Here is a 17591-nt window from a genome sequence, read left to right as displayed (position 1 = left end):
AGCTTATGAGCTGCTTGGCATCTTTTTTTATTGGTCATAGTGAACGGCATTAATCTAAACGATCTAGAAGCGAGTTGAAAACTTGTTTCACCTGTTCATCATACTTCCCTTTTTCCTTACCGGAGGAAGTATAAACGAGCGAGGCACGATGATGATTGTAAATTACTGTTCGGGAATTCTGTGTATCAATGACGTTCTGATCACCGTACCAATTGTGAATTCGGTTCACGCGTTCTTGCTCATTTGTAAACACATGGAGTGAAATATATTGTGCTGGATTCCCGTTTATCATATACATGTAGCTAATATTCCCGCGACCGTCCTCTGAATACATTTGATGTGTAAGAGGTATATGAAGTGAACCGAACGTAAGTTGAAGTTCATTAAGAAATTTTCCGTTCAATCCTTTTCCTTGTGACTTCGCACGAATATTTCCTTCATCGAAAGATTGCATATTATAGAGCTTTGTTTCTTTATTGATAACGTTATGTTTGCTACATCCAACCGTAGCAGCCAGCAGCGCACAAGCAAGGATTCCCGCTACTTGTTTTTTCATGAAGTCCATCCTTCCCTCATGCCGATATAGGTTTAGAATGCCAGAAAAAACGGTAGCTTATTCAGTTCCTGTGCAGGAAGTTATGATTTCTCTGCTCGGTCATCCAAGTGTATGATCGTACGACCTACTGCCTCACCATTTAAAATTGCTGGTAACACTTCTACTAAATCTTCTAATCTCTTCTCTGTCAGACCCATTTCCAATACGATATCTGGTTTCCATTCATGAGCAATACTATTCCAAAGCTGAATTCTCAGATCCATTGGACAGAGTACAGAATCTATACCAAGTAGCTGTACTCCTCGTAAAATGAACGGATAAACCGTGTTATCAAACTGTGTTCCTCCCGTTAGTCCTGATAGGGCAACACCCCCACCATAACGGATGCTTTTGAGTAGACCTGTAAGCCCTGGACCTCCTACTGGATCAATCACGGCTGCCCATTGCTCTGAACCCAGAACGCCCTTCGAAGTAACCTGAATATCTTCACGAGTCACAACATGTGCTGCTCCCAATTGTTTCAACCATTTCTGATACTCTTTATGCTTACCTGTACTTGCTGTGACTTCATATCCTAGCTTAGAAAGCATATTAATCGCCATGCTCCCTACACCCCCACTAGCACCAGTAACCAGCACTGGGCCACTTGAGGGAGTCAAGCCATTACGTATAAGACGTTCAATGGACTCAGCAGCGGTAAATCCAGCGGTTCCAATGCCCATCGCTTCTCTCAAACTCAATCCTTCAGGCAAATGAACAAGCCATTCACCGCTTAAACGTGTATATCTGCTGAACCCACCATAGTGAGAAGAACCAAGACCGTATCCCGTACAAATCACTTGATCTCCTGCTTTGAACTTAGAATGCTCTGAAGAAACAACCACTCCAGCTAAATCGATACCGGGGATAAACGGATATCTATTTACGATCCCGCCATTTGTAAGGCTCGCTAATCCATCCTTATAATTCACGCCTGTGTATTCAACTTTAACAGTGACATCTCCATCGGGTAATTGGTCCATCGACAGAATTTCAACACTGCCTTGGACTTTATCCGCTTCTTTTCGCAATACAAATGCTTGAAAATGATCCATAAATCAAATCAGCTCCTTTTTTATTTTCCAATAAAATAAGTACTACGCATATTCTATTGAGGGGATATGTATATCAAGCAGTGTCGAACAAGCGCGTTCTACATCATTTATTAGCAGGATCTGCGATTTCCCGAGAAATAATTATGCCCAGATACTCTCGAAAATAAAACGCCTGCTAAAACATAATTTCATGTTCAGCAGGCGCCGAAAGGAACCTATTTTATATTTATAAGCAGCTCTATTCCTCTTCTTCCATATGCTCAGCCATCATTCTTTGTTTAAGCTCCCAGGCCTTTTCACTGATATTAATTCGATAAAACTCAGGATTTAGTTTACGAAGATATTCAGGCCAGAATATAGCTAATTGCTCCTTATGATAATCGCGAATTTCATCCAGCGATGGCAGCTCATACACTTGTATTCCTTGCTCAAAGACAGGAACAAGCATCGAAACCGCATCATAATTCCGCACGTATTTCTGTAAGAAAGGATGCTGTGGGTTAAACAATTTCAGCCTCAAACCATCATGTGGCTTCTCTTCATCAGGGAAGCAAATATAATCAGCTGTTGCCTTACCTGTAACCCGATCGATAATACGGTATACATCCTTTTTACCGGGAGTTGTAACCTTCTCGGGATTACCAGAGATTTTAATAGTAGGAACTATAACCCCATCCATCTCATGTTCAACAAGCTTATACACACCACCCAAAGATGGCTGGTCAGAAGCCGTAATTAACTGTGTGCCTACGCCCCATGTATCGATGCGGGCACCTTGAGCCTTCAGGTTGAAAATCGTATTCTCATCTAGGTCATTAGAGGCTACGATTTTCACATAAGCAAGCCCTGCATCATCAAGCATTTTACGAGCCTTAATAGACAAGTATGCTAGGTCTCCGCTATCTAATCGAATAGAACCAAGTCGTTTACCCATGGATTCCAGCATTTTTGCTGTTTCGATGGCATGAGGAACACCACTTTTTAAGGTGTCAAATGTATCCACTAATAATGACACAAAATCCGGTAAAACTTTTGCATACGTGTTAAAAGCCTCTTGCTCACTAGCGAAACTTTGTACCCAAGAGTGGGCATGAGTTCCTTTGGTAGGGATACCGAATTTCTGCCCAGCAAGCATATTCGAAGTCGCATCGAATCCCGCAATATAAGCAGCGCGAGCCCCCCATACAGCAGCGTCTGCTTCTTGAGCACGACGCGTACCGAATTCCAATAACATATCGTTTCCAGCAACTTGCTTGATTCTTGATGCTTTCGTGGCAATAAGCGTTTGAAAATTCATGAAATTCAGAAGCGCTGTTTCAATGAGCTGAGCTTCCATAATTGTGCTTTCGACACGAATCAAGGGTTCATTCGGAAAAACTAGCGCTCCCTCTTCATGGAGTACATATCACCACTGAATCTAAATTGCTTCAGTTCCTCTAAAAAAGCAGAATCATAATTCTCTTCCTGCTCCGACAAATATTTAATATCGTCATCTGTAAAACGGAGATTAGCTATATAGTGTACAATTCGCTCTAGCCCTGCAAAAACAGCATAACCATTTCCAAAAGGAAGCTTGCGAAAATATGCCTCAAATGTTGCCTTTTGCTGATGCGTTCCATTCACCCAGTGGGCATACATCATATTGATCTGGTATTTATCGGTGTGCAAAGCCAAACCCATCGTTTGCATAACCAACATCCTCCTTTGTCTACCTTTTTATGATGTTCGCCCCAAGACTCGTTCTGAAATGTTGAAGAGCCCAAAGATGTCCTTCTGGATTAAAGCTCGCTACAGCATCCTCATGAATCGTAATATGATAGCCCTTGTTATAAGCCTCAATCGCTGTATGTAAGATACAAATATCAGTACAAACTCCAATCAGATGTACTTCCTTGATGCCACGTTCCCGCAGTCTTATATCAAGATCAGTCCCACAAAAAGCACTGTAACGAGTTTTGTTCATCCAGTAAATCATTTCTTCGTTGTTTTGATAAACTTGTTTTAATTCACCATAGAGCTCGCGACCAACAGTATCACGAATGTTATGGGGCGGAAAAAGTGCTGTTTCAGGATGATATATATCACCCTCTTCATGCATATCTACAGCCATTACTACCCAATCTCCGTGATCTATAAACGTTTGTGTTAGTTCTGCTACTCTCTCCTGTATGTCTATAGCAGGTTGACCAACAGGTAACTTACCATCCACAAAATCATTTGTAAAATCAATTACAACCAGTGCTTTCATTTCCCCACCCCTTACGTATAAATGGATAAAAGTGGCACTAAATCAGTAAAACGATAGAGCTGCGCAGGGCGCTGAGAATATTGATTAGAACTTAACGGCTTGCCATCTTTATCACGTACTTCCTCTAAAATACCTTGTCTACTGCGAGTAGACGTAATTTTTCGAATAAAATTTGGCTCGTTAAACTCCGGTACAACGGTCTGAATTACCTGGTATAGCTCACTTAGTGTAAACTGTTCGAGAAGGAACTGCCTCGCGATCGTAGAATGCAGCATTTGCTGCTGAATGCGCATATAGGCATCCCGAATGATATCTCTGTGATCAAAAGCTAAGTCTAATTCACCAAGTACTTCATCAATTCCAAATAATCCAACTTCACCAGCATCATCCGCCGCTTGTCTATGCTCAAGCATCCACTCTTCCACAAGAGCAAAAAAAGCATTGCTGATAATCCAGCCCCGTGGATCTCTGCCTGGAGTACTGTAGACGCCTAGATATTCCAGATGTCCTCCGTCAACTCCTGTCTCTTCCTTGAGCTCCCGCTTAGCTGCATCATAAATGGATTCACTCTCTTGGCAAAACCCTCCGGGTAATGCCCACATCCCAGCGAACGGCCACGCCTTACGGCGAATCAACATAACCTTGAGCTCACGAATAGGTAATGTCTTCGTTACGGTTTTTCGTTCTCTCTTAGTCAATGTGAACATCACAATGTCAGCAGGAACTCCATCAGGGTCCGATATTTCTTGACCCGATTATTAGAAGCTCCCTCTTCATGAACCAGGTTTCCATTTAAATCAGATTGATTTTCAATTAATTGATTGTTGTTATTTGAATCTCTATTTACTTGATCATCCATATTATCACCACATAACATTCTTATTGATATTTTCATTATGAACAATTAAAAAATAATGTCAAGTCTCCCCATTTTATCTGATGGATTCCATTCTATTATTGTTTTATGATTTACGTTGAATAACTCTGAAACTTCCAGTTGCCATGCATCCTAGGTTACCCTCGCTGTCATGAATTCTTGCCTGTGACGTCAAGCTTCTTCCAGCCTCATGTAAGATAATAGCCGAGACAAAAAGACGACCTTGCTTCATAGGAGACATAAAATGAACATTGAGATTTGTCGTGACGCAGCTATCCAAATTTTTTCTTGCGGTTGCAACCATTCCCATAGCTTGATCCATTAGAGAAGTGAGGACACCCCCATGAATAATGCCCAATGAGTTGGTATGATGTTCTTGTGCATCGAGTTCAATTTTCACTTCGTTCTGATCACCTGAAATGTACTCACAGCCCAGATAATTCCAAAACGTGTGTTCTCCACGAGCCAACATTGCATCTAATGCATTTTCCATCTATTTATTTCCCCCATAGTTGTTTATATTTTATGTGACTGTTCTCGGATGGTGTTTCCTATGCGAACTACAATACTTGGATGATAATTCGGCTTCTAGGATCACTTGATCTCGGCACCATATCCCATTTTCATATATCATTTCTTGATAATGTTTAATAAAATGATCCCGCTCGATGCGTACCATTCGAAAGCCACATTTTTGATACAGAGCTAACTGATTTAAACTAGAATTGCCTGTACGAATCCATACCCGTTTATAACCTTGTGTTCTTCCCATCTCCATCACTTGCCCAATAAGCCTTTTTGCATACCCTTGGCCTTGACAGTCCGGATCAACTGCAATATTCATGATCTCTAGATTGTCTGGTTCAATTTCCATAACACCACATACTCCAACAACAATCTCGTTTTGCTCAACAATTAGCCATTTTACGAGATCCCTGTACTTCATTACTTGCGTTATTTCAGAATCGGCGAGTAGTAAAAGTTCCATGGGTGGTATTTCTCCATCCCTTAATTCTCTTATGAGAAACGCTGGTTCTACATCCTTCATACTCTTCCTCTTCCTTATATCTTAATACTACCCAAAATACACCCTAGAAAAAGCAAAAAAGGCGCGGATCTTGATCCGCAACCTTATTCCTTAACTTATCCGCAATCGGAAGGAGGCGAATCTGTTCCCGCTTCCACGTTTACTTTTTGAGAAACCGTATCCCGAAGGACAGAAATTACCAACTGTAATAAATAATTGATGTCGCTTTGGCTTTGTTGAAATTCTACAACTAGCGGAATACCATCAATCTCATCCTGTAAATCTGAAACTTCTTTCTCTATTTTCATAATCATCTCTTTATTTTGAAAAGATTCGAAAGCAACAAGTTCTTTTTGTTTCTTCTTAATTGTTTTAATAAGACCTTGAATGCGTTCATGTTCACGGATTTTTTCTTCAGCTTTCTGAAACTGTTGAACTTCTTCGCTGCTTGAAATGAGTTGAGCTAGTTCCTGAGCTTTGGCCATGATATCCTCACGGATAATCAATTCTTTAGTATCGTATGACATCATGCCGTATTTATTCATATGTCCCTTGTCTGTCACGTTTATTACCCCTATTCTATTTATATGGATACTGCTACAGTTACTGGTTCGTCAACGACTTCGCCCTTAATGTACCAGGTCATTGAATCGGTAATTTTAACCTGCACAAATGTGCCAATCAAACTTGCATCCCCTTCAAAATGAACCAGCTTACTTGTGCGAGTACGGCCGGCAAGCACCGCAGCATTGTTCTTACTCTCACCCTCTACGAGAACTTCGACCACCAAGCCAAGCATATTCTTATTGCTCTCATGACTACGATCAACGATAGCTTTGTTGAGACGTTGTAGGCGCTCGCTCTTCACGTCCATCGGAACGTTGTCTTCCATTACCGCAGCAGGCGTACCTTCACGCGGGGAATAGATAAACGTATACGCGGAATCAAAACCAACTTCACGCACTAGATCCATCGTATCTTCAAACTGCTCTTCAGTTTCTCCGGGGAATCCAACAATAATATCAGTCGTCAGGACAAGTCCAGGTACACTTTCCTTCAATTTGCGAACAAGCTCAAGATACACTTCACGTGTATATTTTCTTCCCATAATTTTGAGAATAGCATTGTTTCCCGATTGACTGGTAAGTGAATATGCTCGACTAAATTGCCACCTTTTCCAAGTACTTCAACCAAATGATCATCGAAATCACGCGGGTGTGAAGTCATAAAACGTACTCGGGGAATATCGATTAATCGAATATCATCCATCAGATCAGCGAACGAATATTTGATGTCGATGAAATCTTTACCGTAGGCGTTTACGTTTTGACCCAGAAGGGTAATTTCCTTGAAGCCTTGCCGAGCTAGGTCGCGCACTTCCGCGATCACATCTTCTGGACGCCTGCTACGCTCTTTTCCACGAGTAAATGGAACAATACAATATGTACAGAATTTGTCGCAGCCATACATAATGTTAACCCAAGCTCGTAATCCCTGCCGTTTCTTCGGTAGATTCTCAATAATGTCGCCTTCTTTAGACCAAACTTCGACGATCATTTCTTTGCTAAACAGCGCTTCTTGAATCAATTGTGGTAATCGATGCACATTATGAGTTCCGAAGATCAAATCCACGAAACCATGCTTTTGCATAATACGATTGACCACATTCTCTTCTTGCGACATACATCCGCACACACCTAATAGCAGGTCGGGTTTCTCTGTCTTTAAATGCTTGAGATGGCCCAATTCTCCAAACACCTTATCCTCAGCATTTTCACGAATTGCGCATGTGTTTAGCAGAATAATATCCGCTTCCTTACGGTCTTCTGTGCTTGTGTATCCCATTTGTTCTAATAAGCCTTTAATCGTTTCTGAATCATGCTCATTCATTTGGCATCCGAAGGTATAGACAATATAATGCTTACCTTCACCAATACCCATGAGCTCCTGTGGCACAGATTCGTAAAGCACCTGTACATCTTCTTTGCGGCGCTTCTTACCTTGTCTATGGTTAGGCTCCGAAATAATATGAATCTCCCGGCCCTTAATTCGTACTTTTTTTCCGAATTCATCCTCAGAGAGGATCTTAGCGTCCGAGAAATCAAAATATTTGGAGTAATCCTTTGTTTCTTTAGCCATGATGTTGACCACTCCTTCACTTCCAAGGGACAAGCCCTACAAACTAAAAGACATTCTTATGGATTATATCATGAACCCAATGTGTTATCTACTTTAACACTACACGAAAAAAGCAAAAAACAGGAGATTTCCTCCCGTTTTTTATGCTTAGCTCATATATAAATTTAAATAGATCTACTCTACTAATTCAGCCGTATCACCAGTCTTAGCCCCCGCTGCGTTCGCTTCATCGGTATCAATATGCATATCTAGCGCAAATGAATCGGAAACACGAGCGATTACATTCTCAAGAATGAGACCGCGTTCTCCGCTCAGACGAACTTTAAGTAGCTGCTGATCTTCAATTCCCCAGTTCTTTGCATCCGAGGTATGAAAATGAATATGTCTTGCAGCCACAATGACTCCCTGTTCAAGCTCTACTTGACCTTCAGGCCCTTTAATTGTAATGCCTGGAGTTCCATCTATTTTACCAGATTCTCGAACTGGAGCCTTCACTCCAATCGCGAAAGAATCAGTACGAGAAATTTCTAATTGGCTCGCTTGACGAGCTGGTCCCAAAATTCTAACCTTGTCGAATTGTCCCTTAGGACCGATAACAGCCACCGTTTCATTTGCCGCAAATTGTCCGGGCTGTGAAAGAGGCTTGAATTCTGTCAATTGATAACCTTGACCAAACAGGGCCTCAATATGTTCTTGGGACAGATGTATATGTCTTGCAGATACGCCTACAGGTACAGTTTTACTCATCTGAAATCACTCCTTAATGTTATCTATGTTCTGTACATTGTAAGACTTATTATACATCCTTTTAACCGAAAACAAAAAGGTGATACCCCTAAGGAAGCGCCTTCAATGAAATTATTTATACTCTGCTACAAGTTTGTCATTTCTTCGCGCCTAAGTAAACGGGATTACACAGAAGATTTACTTCTTTCAGGCAAATGGGTTTCCAAAAAGTTTAATGCATTATTGTTAAACCATCCTTTGATCTGGGATTCCGAATAATGTTTGAGTAGCAGTTCAGCAAGAGCGGGATAGCATGCCGGATGTTCAAGTCCCTTTACCCAGGATTCAATGCCGTCGAAATCAGACCCAAACATGAGATGATTCTCTCCTCCCAGCTCACAAATGTGTTCAATATGAGGAAGAAGATCTTTAATCTTAACGGAAGCCTCATCTTGTTTTACAAACCAAGGCACAAAGGTAAGCCCTATTCTTCCATCCATGGATACAATAGCCCGAATTTGTTCATCACTTAAATTACGAGGATGTGGACAAATACGATATACATTAGAGTGAGAAGCGATAAAAGGTTGTTTTGTGAGCTCTGTCAGTTCCCAGAATCCAGCTGGTGACAAATGTGAGACATCAAGAAGTAGTCCAATCTCGTTACACAAGCGCACGAGCTCAATTCCCTTTTTCGTTAAACCGCCGTTTCTTTTCTCCAACACACCGTCTGCAGCCCAATTAGCATAATTCCATGTTAATCCTAAAAACCTTACTCCTAATTCGAAACACATTTTGACATAAAACAAATTTCCTTCAAATCCGTCTGCCCCTTCAACCGATAGCATCCCCCAGCACCCTGAGGGTACTTCTAAGGAGTTTATATCTATTGCTTTTAACGAGTGCCCACCTTTATGATGATCGTTCTTTAGAGCACCCTTTACGCCCGCCTGATATGAGATATTATTTTCTGTTAGGTTCTTTTGTTCGCTATTTTGTCCTACCTTTGGACGTATATGCTTTATCTGCTCTCTCCACTTTAACCACTCCATTCCATCGGCCGTAGGGAGCACTCGTGATTTGAATACATCCACTTGATTTAAAATATATTCATAACGAGGCGTCCCCCAACGTTCAGATAAATATATAGCAAAGCATTGTAGCGACACTTCTCCCTGAAGCATACGCTGGTATGTAACATCAAGCTGATATCCATCCTTAAAAGATATATTTGCATTCTCCATCATTTTACTCAGAGCATCACAATGAAAATCTACGACAGGATAATTCATAATCCTTCCCCTCCTTTAACTCATAACATGCAAAAAAACCTGTCTATTTCATATAAACTGAATAAAAGTTTGAGGACATACAGTCCCCCTCTTCTGCTTCATTCAATTTATATCAATAAACAGGTTTACCTAGAATGAACTACTAAAGATATGCCCAATCATAAACGTTAACATTTATTAGGATTATTACATAACAAATTTAAATTCAATCTATATCGTTATTCACAATTTGAATCTATCCATTCATCTAGGCTCAACTATTAATTTAATCGCAGTTCGGTCTTCCCCATCGATCACAATGTCTGTAAAAGCTGGAATGCAGATCAAATCAACTCCACTGGGTGCAACGAATCCCCGGGCAATAGCCACTGCTTTAACAGCTTGGTTAAGTGCACCAGCACCAATCGCTTGCAACTCAGCAGCACCACGTTCACGAAGCACGCCTGCTAATGCACCGGCAACAGAATTTGGATTGGACTTTGCTGAAACTTTTAATACATCCATGGTAAGTACCTCCCCTGGGAATATGATGTTAGCTCGCATCTACATACTCAAATGTTATTCGGGGGAGGTAAAATAATACCTTCTTTTTTACAATCCTTAAATAAAATATCCATCTATAGACATATCATATTAAGCCTTATGTCTTATAGCCTTAGTCCATAATCCAATCGTCTTCTAATATCCTTATTTTTTCCATCTTCATCGCTTTACCTGTCACATCATCAAGCTTAACAAACAAGCCATGAAGATGCCATTTACCTTCATCTACCTGAAAACGCACAGGGAGCTGTGTCTTGAATTTTCGTAATACTGCATCCTGCTCCATACCTAGAACGCCATCTCTTGGACCTACCATACCGGCGTCAGTAAGATATGCCGTGCCATTGGGCAAGATCCGATCATCGTTACTCTGTACATGGGTATGCGTGCCTACCACGATTGAAGCACGTCCATCTAAGTGCCAGCCCATCGCAATTTTCTCTGACGTTGCCTCTGCATGGAAGTCGACAAGAATATGCTTATGCTTCTTGCGTAGTTCATCGACAATTTCATCACTTACTCGAAATGGACAGTCGATCGCTGGCAGAAACGTACGCCCCTGTAAATTAACAATAGCAAGCTCTTTACCATTAGCCTTAACAACGGTATAACCCAGGCCTGGTGTGCCTGGAGGGAAATTGGCTGGACGAATCATACGAGGCTCATGATCGATAAAATCAAATATATCTTTATTGTCCCAAGTATGGTTACCCATTGTAATGCCATGAACTCCCCAATCAAAAAACTCTCTAGCGATGGACTGTGTAATTCCTCGTCCTGCAGCTGAATTTTCACCGTTAACGATAATAATATGTGGATTATACTTTGATTTAAGGGATGGCAATGTCGTTCTTAACGCTTTTCTGCCTACACTTCCTACGATGTCTCCAATAAACAAAACGTTGATACGATTCTCCTCCTTATATGTGAACAATTGAAAAGTGGCCCCAAATGGCGGCCACTTTATCTTGTGTTTCTTTATTTAGCGTATTCAACTGCACGCGTTTCACGAAGAACTGTAACTTTGATATGTCCTGGATAATCCAGCTCATTCTCAATCCGTTTCGTAATATCACGCGCAAGACGGAATGCATCCGCATCATCGACTTTTTCAGGCTGTACCATAACGCGAACTTCGCGTCCAGCTTGAATGGCGTATGATTTCTCAACACCTTCGAAGGATTCGGATATTTCCTCAAGCTTCTCAAGACGTCTGATATAAGTCTCAAGCGTTTCACGGCGTGCTCCCGGTCTTGCAGCGGAGAGTGCATCTGCGGCACCAACCAACATAGCAATAACCGATGTAGCTTCAACATCACCGTGATGCGATGCAATACTGTTGATTACAACTGGATGTTCTTTGTATTTCTTCGCAAGTTCCACGCCAATTTCCACGTGAGATCCTTCCACTTCATGATCCAGCGCTTTGCCAATATCATGCAGTAAACCGGCACGTTTCGCGAGTGTGATGTCTTCTCCTAGCTCTCCAGCCATTAAACCAGTCAGATAAGCTACTTCCATGGAATGTTTAAGCACATTTTGACCATAGCTAGTACGGAATTTCAGGCGACCCAGAATTTTAATCAAATCTGGATGCAATCCATGTACTCCTACCTCAAACGTAGCTTGCTCACCATACTCACGAATTCGTTCATCAACCTCTTTACGTGATTTTTCGACCATTTCTTCAATTCGCGCTGGATGAATACGTCCATCTGCTACCAATTTCTCAAGCGCAGTTCGAGCGATTTCGCGACGAATTGGATCAAATCCCGACAAAATAACAGCTTCCGGAGTATCATCGATAATGAGATCAATACCAGTGAGGGTTTCCAGAGCACGAATATTACGGCCTTCACGACCGATAATACGCCCTTTCATCTCCTCATTCGGCAACGTTACTACAGAGACTGTCGTTTCTGCTACGTGGTCGGCAGCACAACGTTGTATAGCAAGTGTAACGATTTCGCGGGATTTCTTATCCGCTTCTTCTTTCGCCTGCTGTTCAATATCCTTAATCATTTGTGCAGTTTCATGGCGAACTTCCTGCTCTACATTGCTCAAAATGATGCTTCTTGCATCGTCCATTGTCAAATTAGAGATACGCTCCAATTCTGACATCTGGCTCTTGTAAATCGTGTCAATTTGCTGTTGTGTTTCTTCAATTCGTTTCTCTTTGTTAGCCACTTGTTCTTCTTTACGTTCTAGCGATTCAATTTTTTTATCCAGCGACTCTTCTTTTTGCAACAATCGTCTTTCTTGTCGTTGAATTTCATTCCGACGCTCACGAGTGTCCTTTTCAGCTTCAGTCCGGATTCTGTGGACTTCGTCCTTACCTCCAAAACTGTTTCCTTCTTCTGAGCTTCTGCTTCTTTCTTCGCGCTTTCCACGATTTGTACGGCAGCTTCTTCAGCACTGGAAATTTTAGCTTCTGCAAGAGATTTGCGAATAAAATAGCCAATCACGAACCCAAAGAATAATGCGGCAACAACGAGAACGACCGATAGCCATATAGGCATTCTGTTCACCTCCTCGTTGGTTCCTCCAAGGTATTCCTTGGGAAATTCTACAGTTGTTTAATTACTTCAATACGTTCATCATCATACAAAAAATCGTGTATTACCGATTTCCATCTGCACATGCGAACCGCATGTACAAAGCCCGCCTTACTTGTGGCGGAATCATATCATATGAATTGGGCCAAGGAATCTTACATAAACGATCCTCTTTGGAAGGAAAAAGGGTACCTTTATAAATAGAAGATTCATACTCATTTTAGTATTTGTCAAAAGATATTGTCAAGAGAATGCGGTTCATTCTTCGTTAAGTTCTTAATTTAATGGTATTTATTTAAATGACAGATTATCAAACCTTGTCATACATCACTCTACAATTAGTCAAAAGAATAACTTTCTTCTTCGTCCTCAGGTAAATTATCCTCTTGAATCAAACGGTTAATAACATTCCTTACCTGATCTCCAGAGAAACCTCTCCTCATCAAATATGCTCCTGTTTTACGTTTCTTATCTAGAATTTCTCCCTTGATCTGATTCCATTTCTTTCTACCAATCACCAGAGCACTGTCAAATTCCTGTTCAGGACTGACCTCAGCTAGCGCTTCCGTAATTAACACCTTATCAACGCCCTTCTGCTGCAGTTCCTGTCTGACCCATGCCTTACCTTTACGCTGGTTTGTAATCCTCTGCTCCGCCCACTGCTTCGCATATATTTCATCATTGACCAGCCCTTCGTTCTCCAAACGCTGTACAGCAACCTCAATCGTATTGGCTTCCATACCTTTGTCACGAAGACGGTCAGCGATTTCCTTGCGTGTGCGCGGCTTATGCCCCAAATAACTTAATCCATGAACGTAGGCCTGCTGCTTCTCATCGGCAAGTATGATGTCCTCTAGCTCCTGCTTCCAGAAGGAATTCCCCTTCATCATACGGTATTTAACCACTACATCTTCGTGGACAGACACCGAATAAGGACCAAAAGAAATTAAATATCTTCCTTTAGGTCTTCGTAATTTTTCAACAGATGTTATTTCCAGACTCTCGTTATCCGGGAAGTGAGCAACAACACTACTCTCTTGTTCTAAATCTGAGTCATCATCCTTCATCGTCATCTTCTCACCCCTATTGATTCAACATCATCCCATTTGGAAAAAAGCACCCTGTGACATAATATCACAGGGCGCCTAAGTTCTTAATCATCTATTCTAATTCAAGCAATTCCTGTGCTTCGCGTTCCTCTGCTTCCAGATCCTTCGCAGACGGTTCTTCCACATGAGTAACTAAATTACTAGCTTCACGAATCTTGGTCTCGATCACATCACAGATTTGTACATTTTCTTTCAAAAATTGCTTAGCATTCTCACGACCTTGACCTAATCGCTCACCCTCATAAGAGTACCACGCACCGCTCTTATTGACGATATCCAGCTCAGTACCAATATCAATAATGCTACCTTCCTTCGAAATACCTTGACCGTACATAATATCAACCTCGGCCTGTTTGAAAGGAGGAGCTACCTTATTCTTGACAACTTTAATCCGTGTGCGGTTACCCACAACATCGTTGCCCACCTTAATGCTCTCAATACGACGTACATCCAAACGAACAGAGGAATAGAATTTCAACGCGCGTCCACCTGGTGTTGTCTCCGGATTACCAAACATAACCCCGACCTTTTCACGAAGTTGGTTAATAAAGATAGCAATCGTCTTCGACTTACTAATTGCACCGGACAGCTTACGAAGAGCCTGAGACATCAAGCGAGCTTGTAGACCTACGTGAGAGTCACCCATGTCGCCTTCGATTTCTGCCTTAGGAACCAGTGCAGCTACGGAGTCAATAACGACGATATCTACAGCTCCACTGCGAACAAGTGCTTCCGCAATTTCAAGTGCCTGCTCACCAGTGTCTGGCTGAGACAATAGCAATTCATCGATATTAACACCTAGTTTGCTAGCATATGAAGGATCCAGCGCATGTTCAGCATCAATAAAAGCAGCTTGTCCACCTGTTCTCTGTACTTCAGCAATAGCATGAAGAGCTACTGTGGTTTTACCAGAAGATTCTGGACCATATACTTCAATAACGCGGCCTCTAGGAAATCCGCCTATACCTAATGCAATATCCAAAGCTAAAGCTCCGCTGGGAACTACTTCCACTTGCATATGAGTGGATTCACCCAATTTCATAATCGAACCTTTACCGAATTGTTTCTCTATTTGACGAAGCGCCATTTCAAGCGCAGCACGACGATCTGACAATAAAATCACTTCCTTCACTGTTTATACTAATACTATTATAATACCTTGTTTGAAACCATTTGCCAAGCTTTTTTCGAACATACATTCGTTTTTTTGCAGTTATCATACTCCTTTCCCTTTCGATGCCTTATAGCTCAACAAAAAAAGAACCGCAGCAACGATTAGATTGCAACGGTTCTTCCGTATTGGTTATATTATACATTCAAAATAATAAGGTTCACAACTATGTTAACTCTATTAACCTAAACATAAATTATCTTTCAGCCTATAGAATTAACTTTTTCCATAGATGATGGAGCAAAGTTTTGGCTGTACGAATACGAATCGTTTCCCGGTTACCACTGAAACGAAGCTCATATACTTCGGTCTCACCCTCACGTCTCGCAATAGCCACATACACTAACCCAACCGGTTTATGTTCTGAGAATGCAGGGCCCGCAACTCCCGTTACGGATAATCCAAAATCACTGTCCATAATCATTCGAACCTGCTCTGCAAGCACCTTAGCTACTTCATGGCTAACAGCGCCGGGCGCATCTGGACCTTCGAGCAATGCATGAGGAACATTGAGAAGCTTCTCCTTAATAGCATTCGAGTAACACACAACTCCACCTTTAAACATGTCTCCGCTACCCGGAATGGAAGTGATACTCTCCATCACAAGCCCACCCGTACAGCTCTCAGCAATACCTAATGTGAGACCTCGATCCGACATAATGTCGACGATCATCTTTTCGATTGGTACATCAGTATTTGCATACATGTGCTCCGGAAGACGCTTCTGTATTTCCGCCTCAAGCGTATTCAGCTTCACAAGAGCCTCCTGCTCGCTATTTGCCTTGGTAGAGATCCTTACAGTAACTTCCCCTTCCTTGGCGTAAGGAGCAATGGTAGGATCGCTTTGAGCATGAATTAAATCAAGAAGCTTATCTTCAAGTAAAGATTCACCAATTCCAGCGAACTTAAGCATTTTAGAATAGATCGGCATTTCATCCGTCAAAGCATGTTGTAAGAGCCAGGGTTTAGCTTGCTGATTAAACATGGGCATCATTTCTTTAGGAGGACCCGGAAGAACAACATAAAATTTGTTCTCTTCTGTCAAAGCAACCCCGACTGCAAGTCCAGTCTCGTTAGGAAGCGGTGTGCTTCCTTCAATAATAAGAGCCTGACGCCGATTGTTTTCTGTCATATGTATGCCTCTGCTCACGAAGAATTTCTCCACCTGATCCATCGCAAGTCGATCGATATGAAGCTCACGTCCAAGAAACTCAGCCAACGCGTCCTTCGTGAGATCATCTTGAGTTGGCCCAATTCCACCCGTAAATAGCAAAACATCTGCACGCTTGGTAGCTAATTCAATAGCATTCTTCAGCCGAGACATATTGTCCCCTACCACCGTTTGACAATAAACATCAATGCCTATAGCGGCAAGTTCTCTAGATAAGAACTGTGCGTTTGTATTTACGATTTGGCCCAGAAGCAGTTCCGTGCCCACTGCGATAATCTCTGCTTTCATGCTTCTCACGCCTCCTCATTTACATCTGTGATATGTATTTATCATTTACAATTAATCATGAAGGTACAACAGCATTTTCTGATAAATGGGAAATAAAAAGCAATAGGATAAGTCCTATTGCCGTTAAACGTTAGATGCATGAAGCAATTTTCTATTTTTCACAAAATAATCGATTCCGGAATAGAGGGTTATTAATGCTGCCGCCCAAGTTGCAATCGAATCAAACGGAATGCCTGCAAATACAAACGGAAAGTTGTTAATCAGCATCGCCACAATAGCGACAATTTGAACAACAGTCTTTACTTTCCCCCAATAACTCGCAGCTACAACAGCACCATCAAGCAATGCAACTTGACGTAATCCCGTCACAGCAAATTCACGACTAATAATGATCACTGCAATCCATGAATCGCATTTTCCCATTTCTACTAATGAAATCAGTATGGCAGCAACAAGTAGCTTATCCGCTAAAGGATCCAGCAATTTACCTAAATTCGTAACCATATTATTCTTGCGAGCCAGGTAACCATCAATCCCATCCGTACTGGCTGCCACAATAAATATTACAGCTGCTATTAGTTGGTTATAGGGCAGTTCATACGAACCCCAAACCAACGGTTCAGGATAAAAACTGAAATCAACTAGCAAAAATACCATCATGATCGGAATCAGACAAATCCTCGCGATTGTGATGCGGTTGGGCAGATTCACTGTTCACCCTCCCCAGAAAGAAAATAACTCGCTAAAACCGCACTGAGCGTGACATTATTTGTTTGTTCTGTCATTCCGCATCCC

The 17591-nt window shown here is 41.7% G+C and carries 14 protein-coding genes and 4 pseudogenes; all 18 read right to left on the bottom strand.

The annotated features are described in order from the left end of the window. Window positions 1-49 precede the first annotated feature (49 nt). Entirely contained in the window at window positions 50-556 is a 507-nt protein-coding gene (locus tag JCM16418_RS17695; RefSeq protein ID WP_148298849.1) for a hypothetical protein, read from the bottom strand. 80 nt (window positions 557-636) lie between these two features. Next, window positions 637-1650 (bottom strand): acrylyl-CoA reductase family protein, encoded by a 1014-nt coding sequence (locus tag JCM16418_RS17690; RefSeq protein WP_036651622.1) that lies wholly within the window; start codon window positions 1648-1650, stop codon window positions 637-639. Between the two features lie 238 nt (window positions 1651-1888). Then, a pseudogene (locus JCM16418_RS17685) lies at window positions 1889-3339 on the bottom strand (nicotinate phosphoribosyltransferase). Window positions 3340-3358: 19 nt separating this feature from the next. Next, entirely contained in the window at window positions 3359-3898 is a 540-nt protein-coding gene (locus JCM16418_RS17680; protein ID WP_036651620.1) for a cysteine hydrolase family protein, read from the bottom strand. Between the two features lie 11 nt (window positions 3899-3909). Then, window positions 3910-4682: pseudogene (locus JCM16418_RS17675) on the bottom strand (NUDIX domain-containing protein). 178 nt (window positions 4683-4860) lie between these two features. Further along, window positions 4861-5268 carry a PaaI family thioesterase gene (locus tag JCM16418_RS17670; RefSeq protein ID WP_036651617.1) on the bottom strand — a complete coding sequence of 136 codons (408 nt, stop codon included), beginning with the start codon at window positions 5266-5268 and terminating at the stop codon, window positions 4861-4863. Window positions 5269-5298: 30 nt separating this feature from the next. Next, window positions 5299-5823 (bottom strand): GNAT family N-acetyltransferase, encoded by a 525-nt coding sequence (locus JCM16418_RS17665; RefSeq protein ID WP_052020478.1) that lies wholly within the window; start codon window positions 5821-5823, stop codon window positions 5299-5301. Between the two features lie 95 nt (window positions 5824-5918). Next, complete coding sequence (locus tag JCM16418_RS17660; protein WP_036651650.1) at window positions 5919-6347, bottom strand: YlbF/YmcA family competence regulator; 429 nt, start codon at window positions 6345-6347, stop codon at window positions 5919-5921. Window positions 6348-6385: 38 nt separating this feature from the next. Further along, window positions 6386-7941 (bottom strand): annotated as a pseudogene (gene miaB, locus JCM16418_RS17655) (tRNA (N6-isopentenyl adenosine(37)-C2)-methylthiotransferase MiaB). A gap of 174 nt (window positions 7942-8115) precedes the next feature. Continuing rightward, window positions 8116-8688 (bottom strand): phosphate propanoyltransferase, encoded by a 573-nt coding sequence (gene pduL, locus JCM16418_RS17650; RefSeq protein ID WP_036651614.1) that lies wholly within the window; start codon window positions 8686-8688, stop codon window positions 8116-8118. Between the two features lie 164 nt (window positions 8689-8852). Continuing rightward, the gene (locus tag JCM16418_RS17645; protein WP_036651613.1) at window positions 8853-9959 is read right to left on the bottom strand and encodes a dipeptidase; all 1107 of its coding nucleotides are present in this window, start codon (window positions 9957-9959) and stop codon (window positions 8853-8855) included. Between the two features lie 243 nt (window positions 9960-10202). Further along, on the bottom strand, window positions 10203-10463 hold the full coding sequence (locus JCM16418_RS17640) for a stage V sporulation protein S (protein ID WP_028597363.1): 261 nt from the start codon (window positions 10461-10463) through the stop codon (window positions 10203-10205). Between the two features lie 151 nt (window positions 10464-10614). Then, complete coding sequence (locus JCM16418_RS17635; protein WP_036651647.1) at window positions 10615-11409, bottom strand: TIGR00282 family metallophosphoesterase; 795 nt, start codon at window positions 11407-11409, stop codon at window positions 10615-10617. Between the two features lie 71 nt (window positions 11410-11480). Next, window positions 11481-13021, bottom strand: a pseudogene (rny, locus tag JCM16418_RS17630) (ribonuclease Y). Window positions 13022-13395: 374 nt separating this feature from the next. Beyond that, window positions 13396-14130, bottom strand: coding sequence for a regulatory protein RecX (locus JCM16418_RS17625; RefSeq protein ID WP_036651609.1), 735 nt, complete (start codon window positions 14128-14130; stop codon window positions 13396-13398). An 88-nt stretch (window positions 14131-14218) separates the two neighbouring features. Beyond that, window positions 14219-15280 carry a recombinase RecA gene (gene recA / locus JCM16418_RS17620; protein WP_036651606.1) on the bottom strand — a complete coding sequence of 354 codons (1062 nt, stop codon included), beginning with the start codon at window positions 15278-15280 and terminating at the stop codon, window positions 14219-14221. Between the two features lie 265 nt (window positions 15281-15545). Beyond that, window positions 15546-16796 carry a competence/damage-inducible protein A gene (locus JCM16418_RS17615; RefSeq protein WP_036651603.1) on the bottom strand — a complete coding sequence of 417 codons (1251 nt, stop codon included), beginning with the start codon at window positions 16794-16796 and terminating at the stop codon, window positions 15546-15548. Between the two features lie 123 nt (window positions 16797-16919). Then, window positions 16920-17507 (bottom strand): CDP-diacylglycerol--glycerol-3-phosphate 3-phosphatidyltransferase, encoded by a 588-nt coding sequence (pgsA, locus tag JCM16418_RS17610; RefSeq protein ID WP_036651599.1) that lies wholly within the window; start codon window positions 17505-17507, stop codon window positions 16920-16922. Window positions 17508-17591: the final 84 nt, after the last annotated feature.

Origin of the sequence: Paenibacillus pini JCM 16418 (assembly GCF_000576305.1) — a bacterium.
Classification (GTDB): domain Bacteria; phylum Bacillota; class Bacilli; order Paenibacillales; family Paenibacillaceae; genus Paenibacillus_AQ; species Paenibacillus_AQ pini.
The sequence above is the reverse complement of the archived record's forward strand: the minus strand, read 5'-3'. Positions and strand labels throughout refer to the sequence as shown.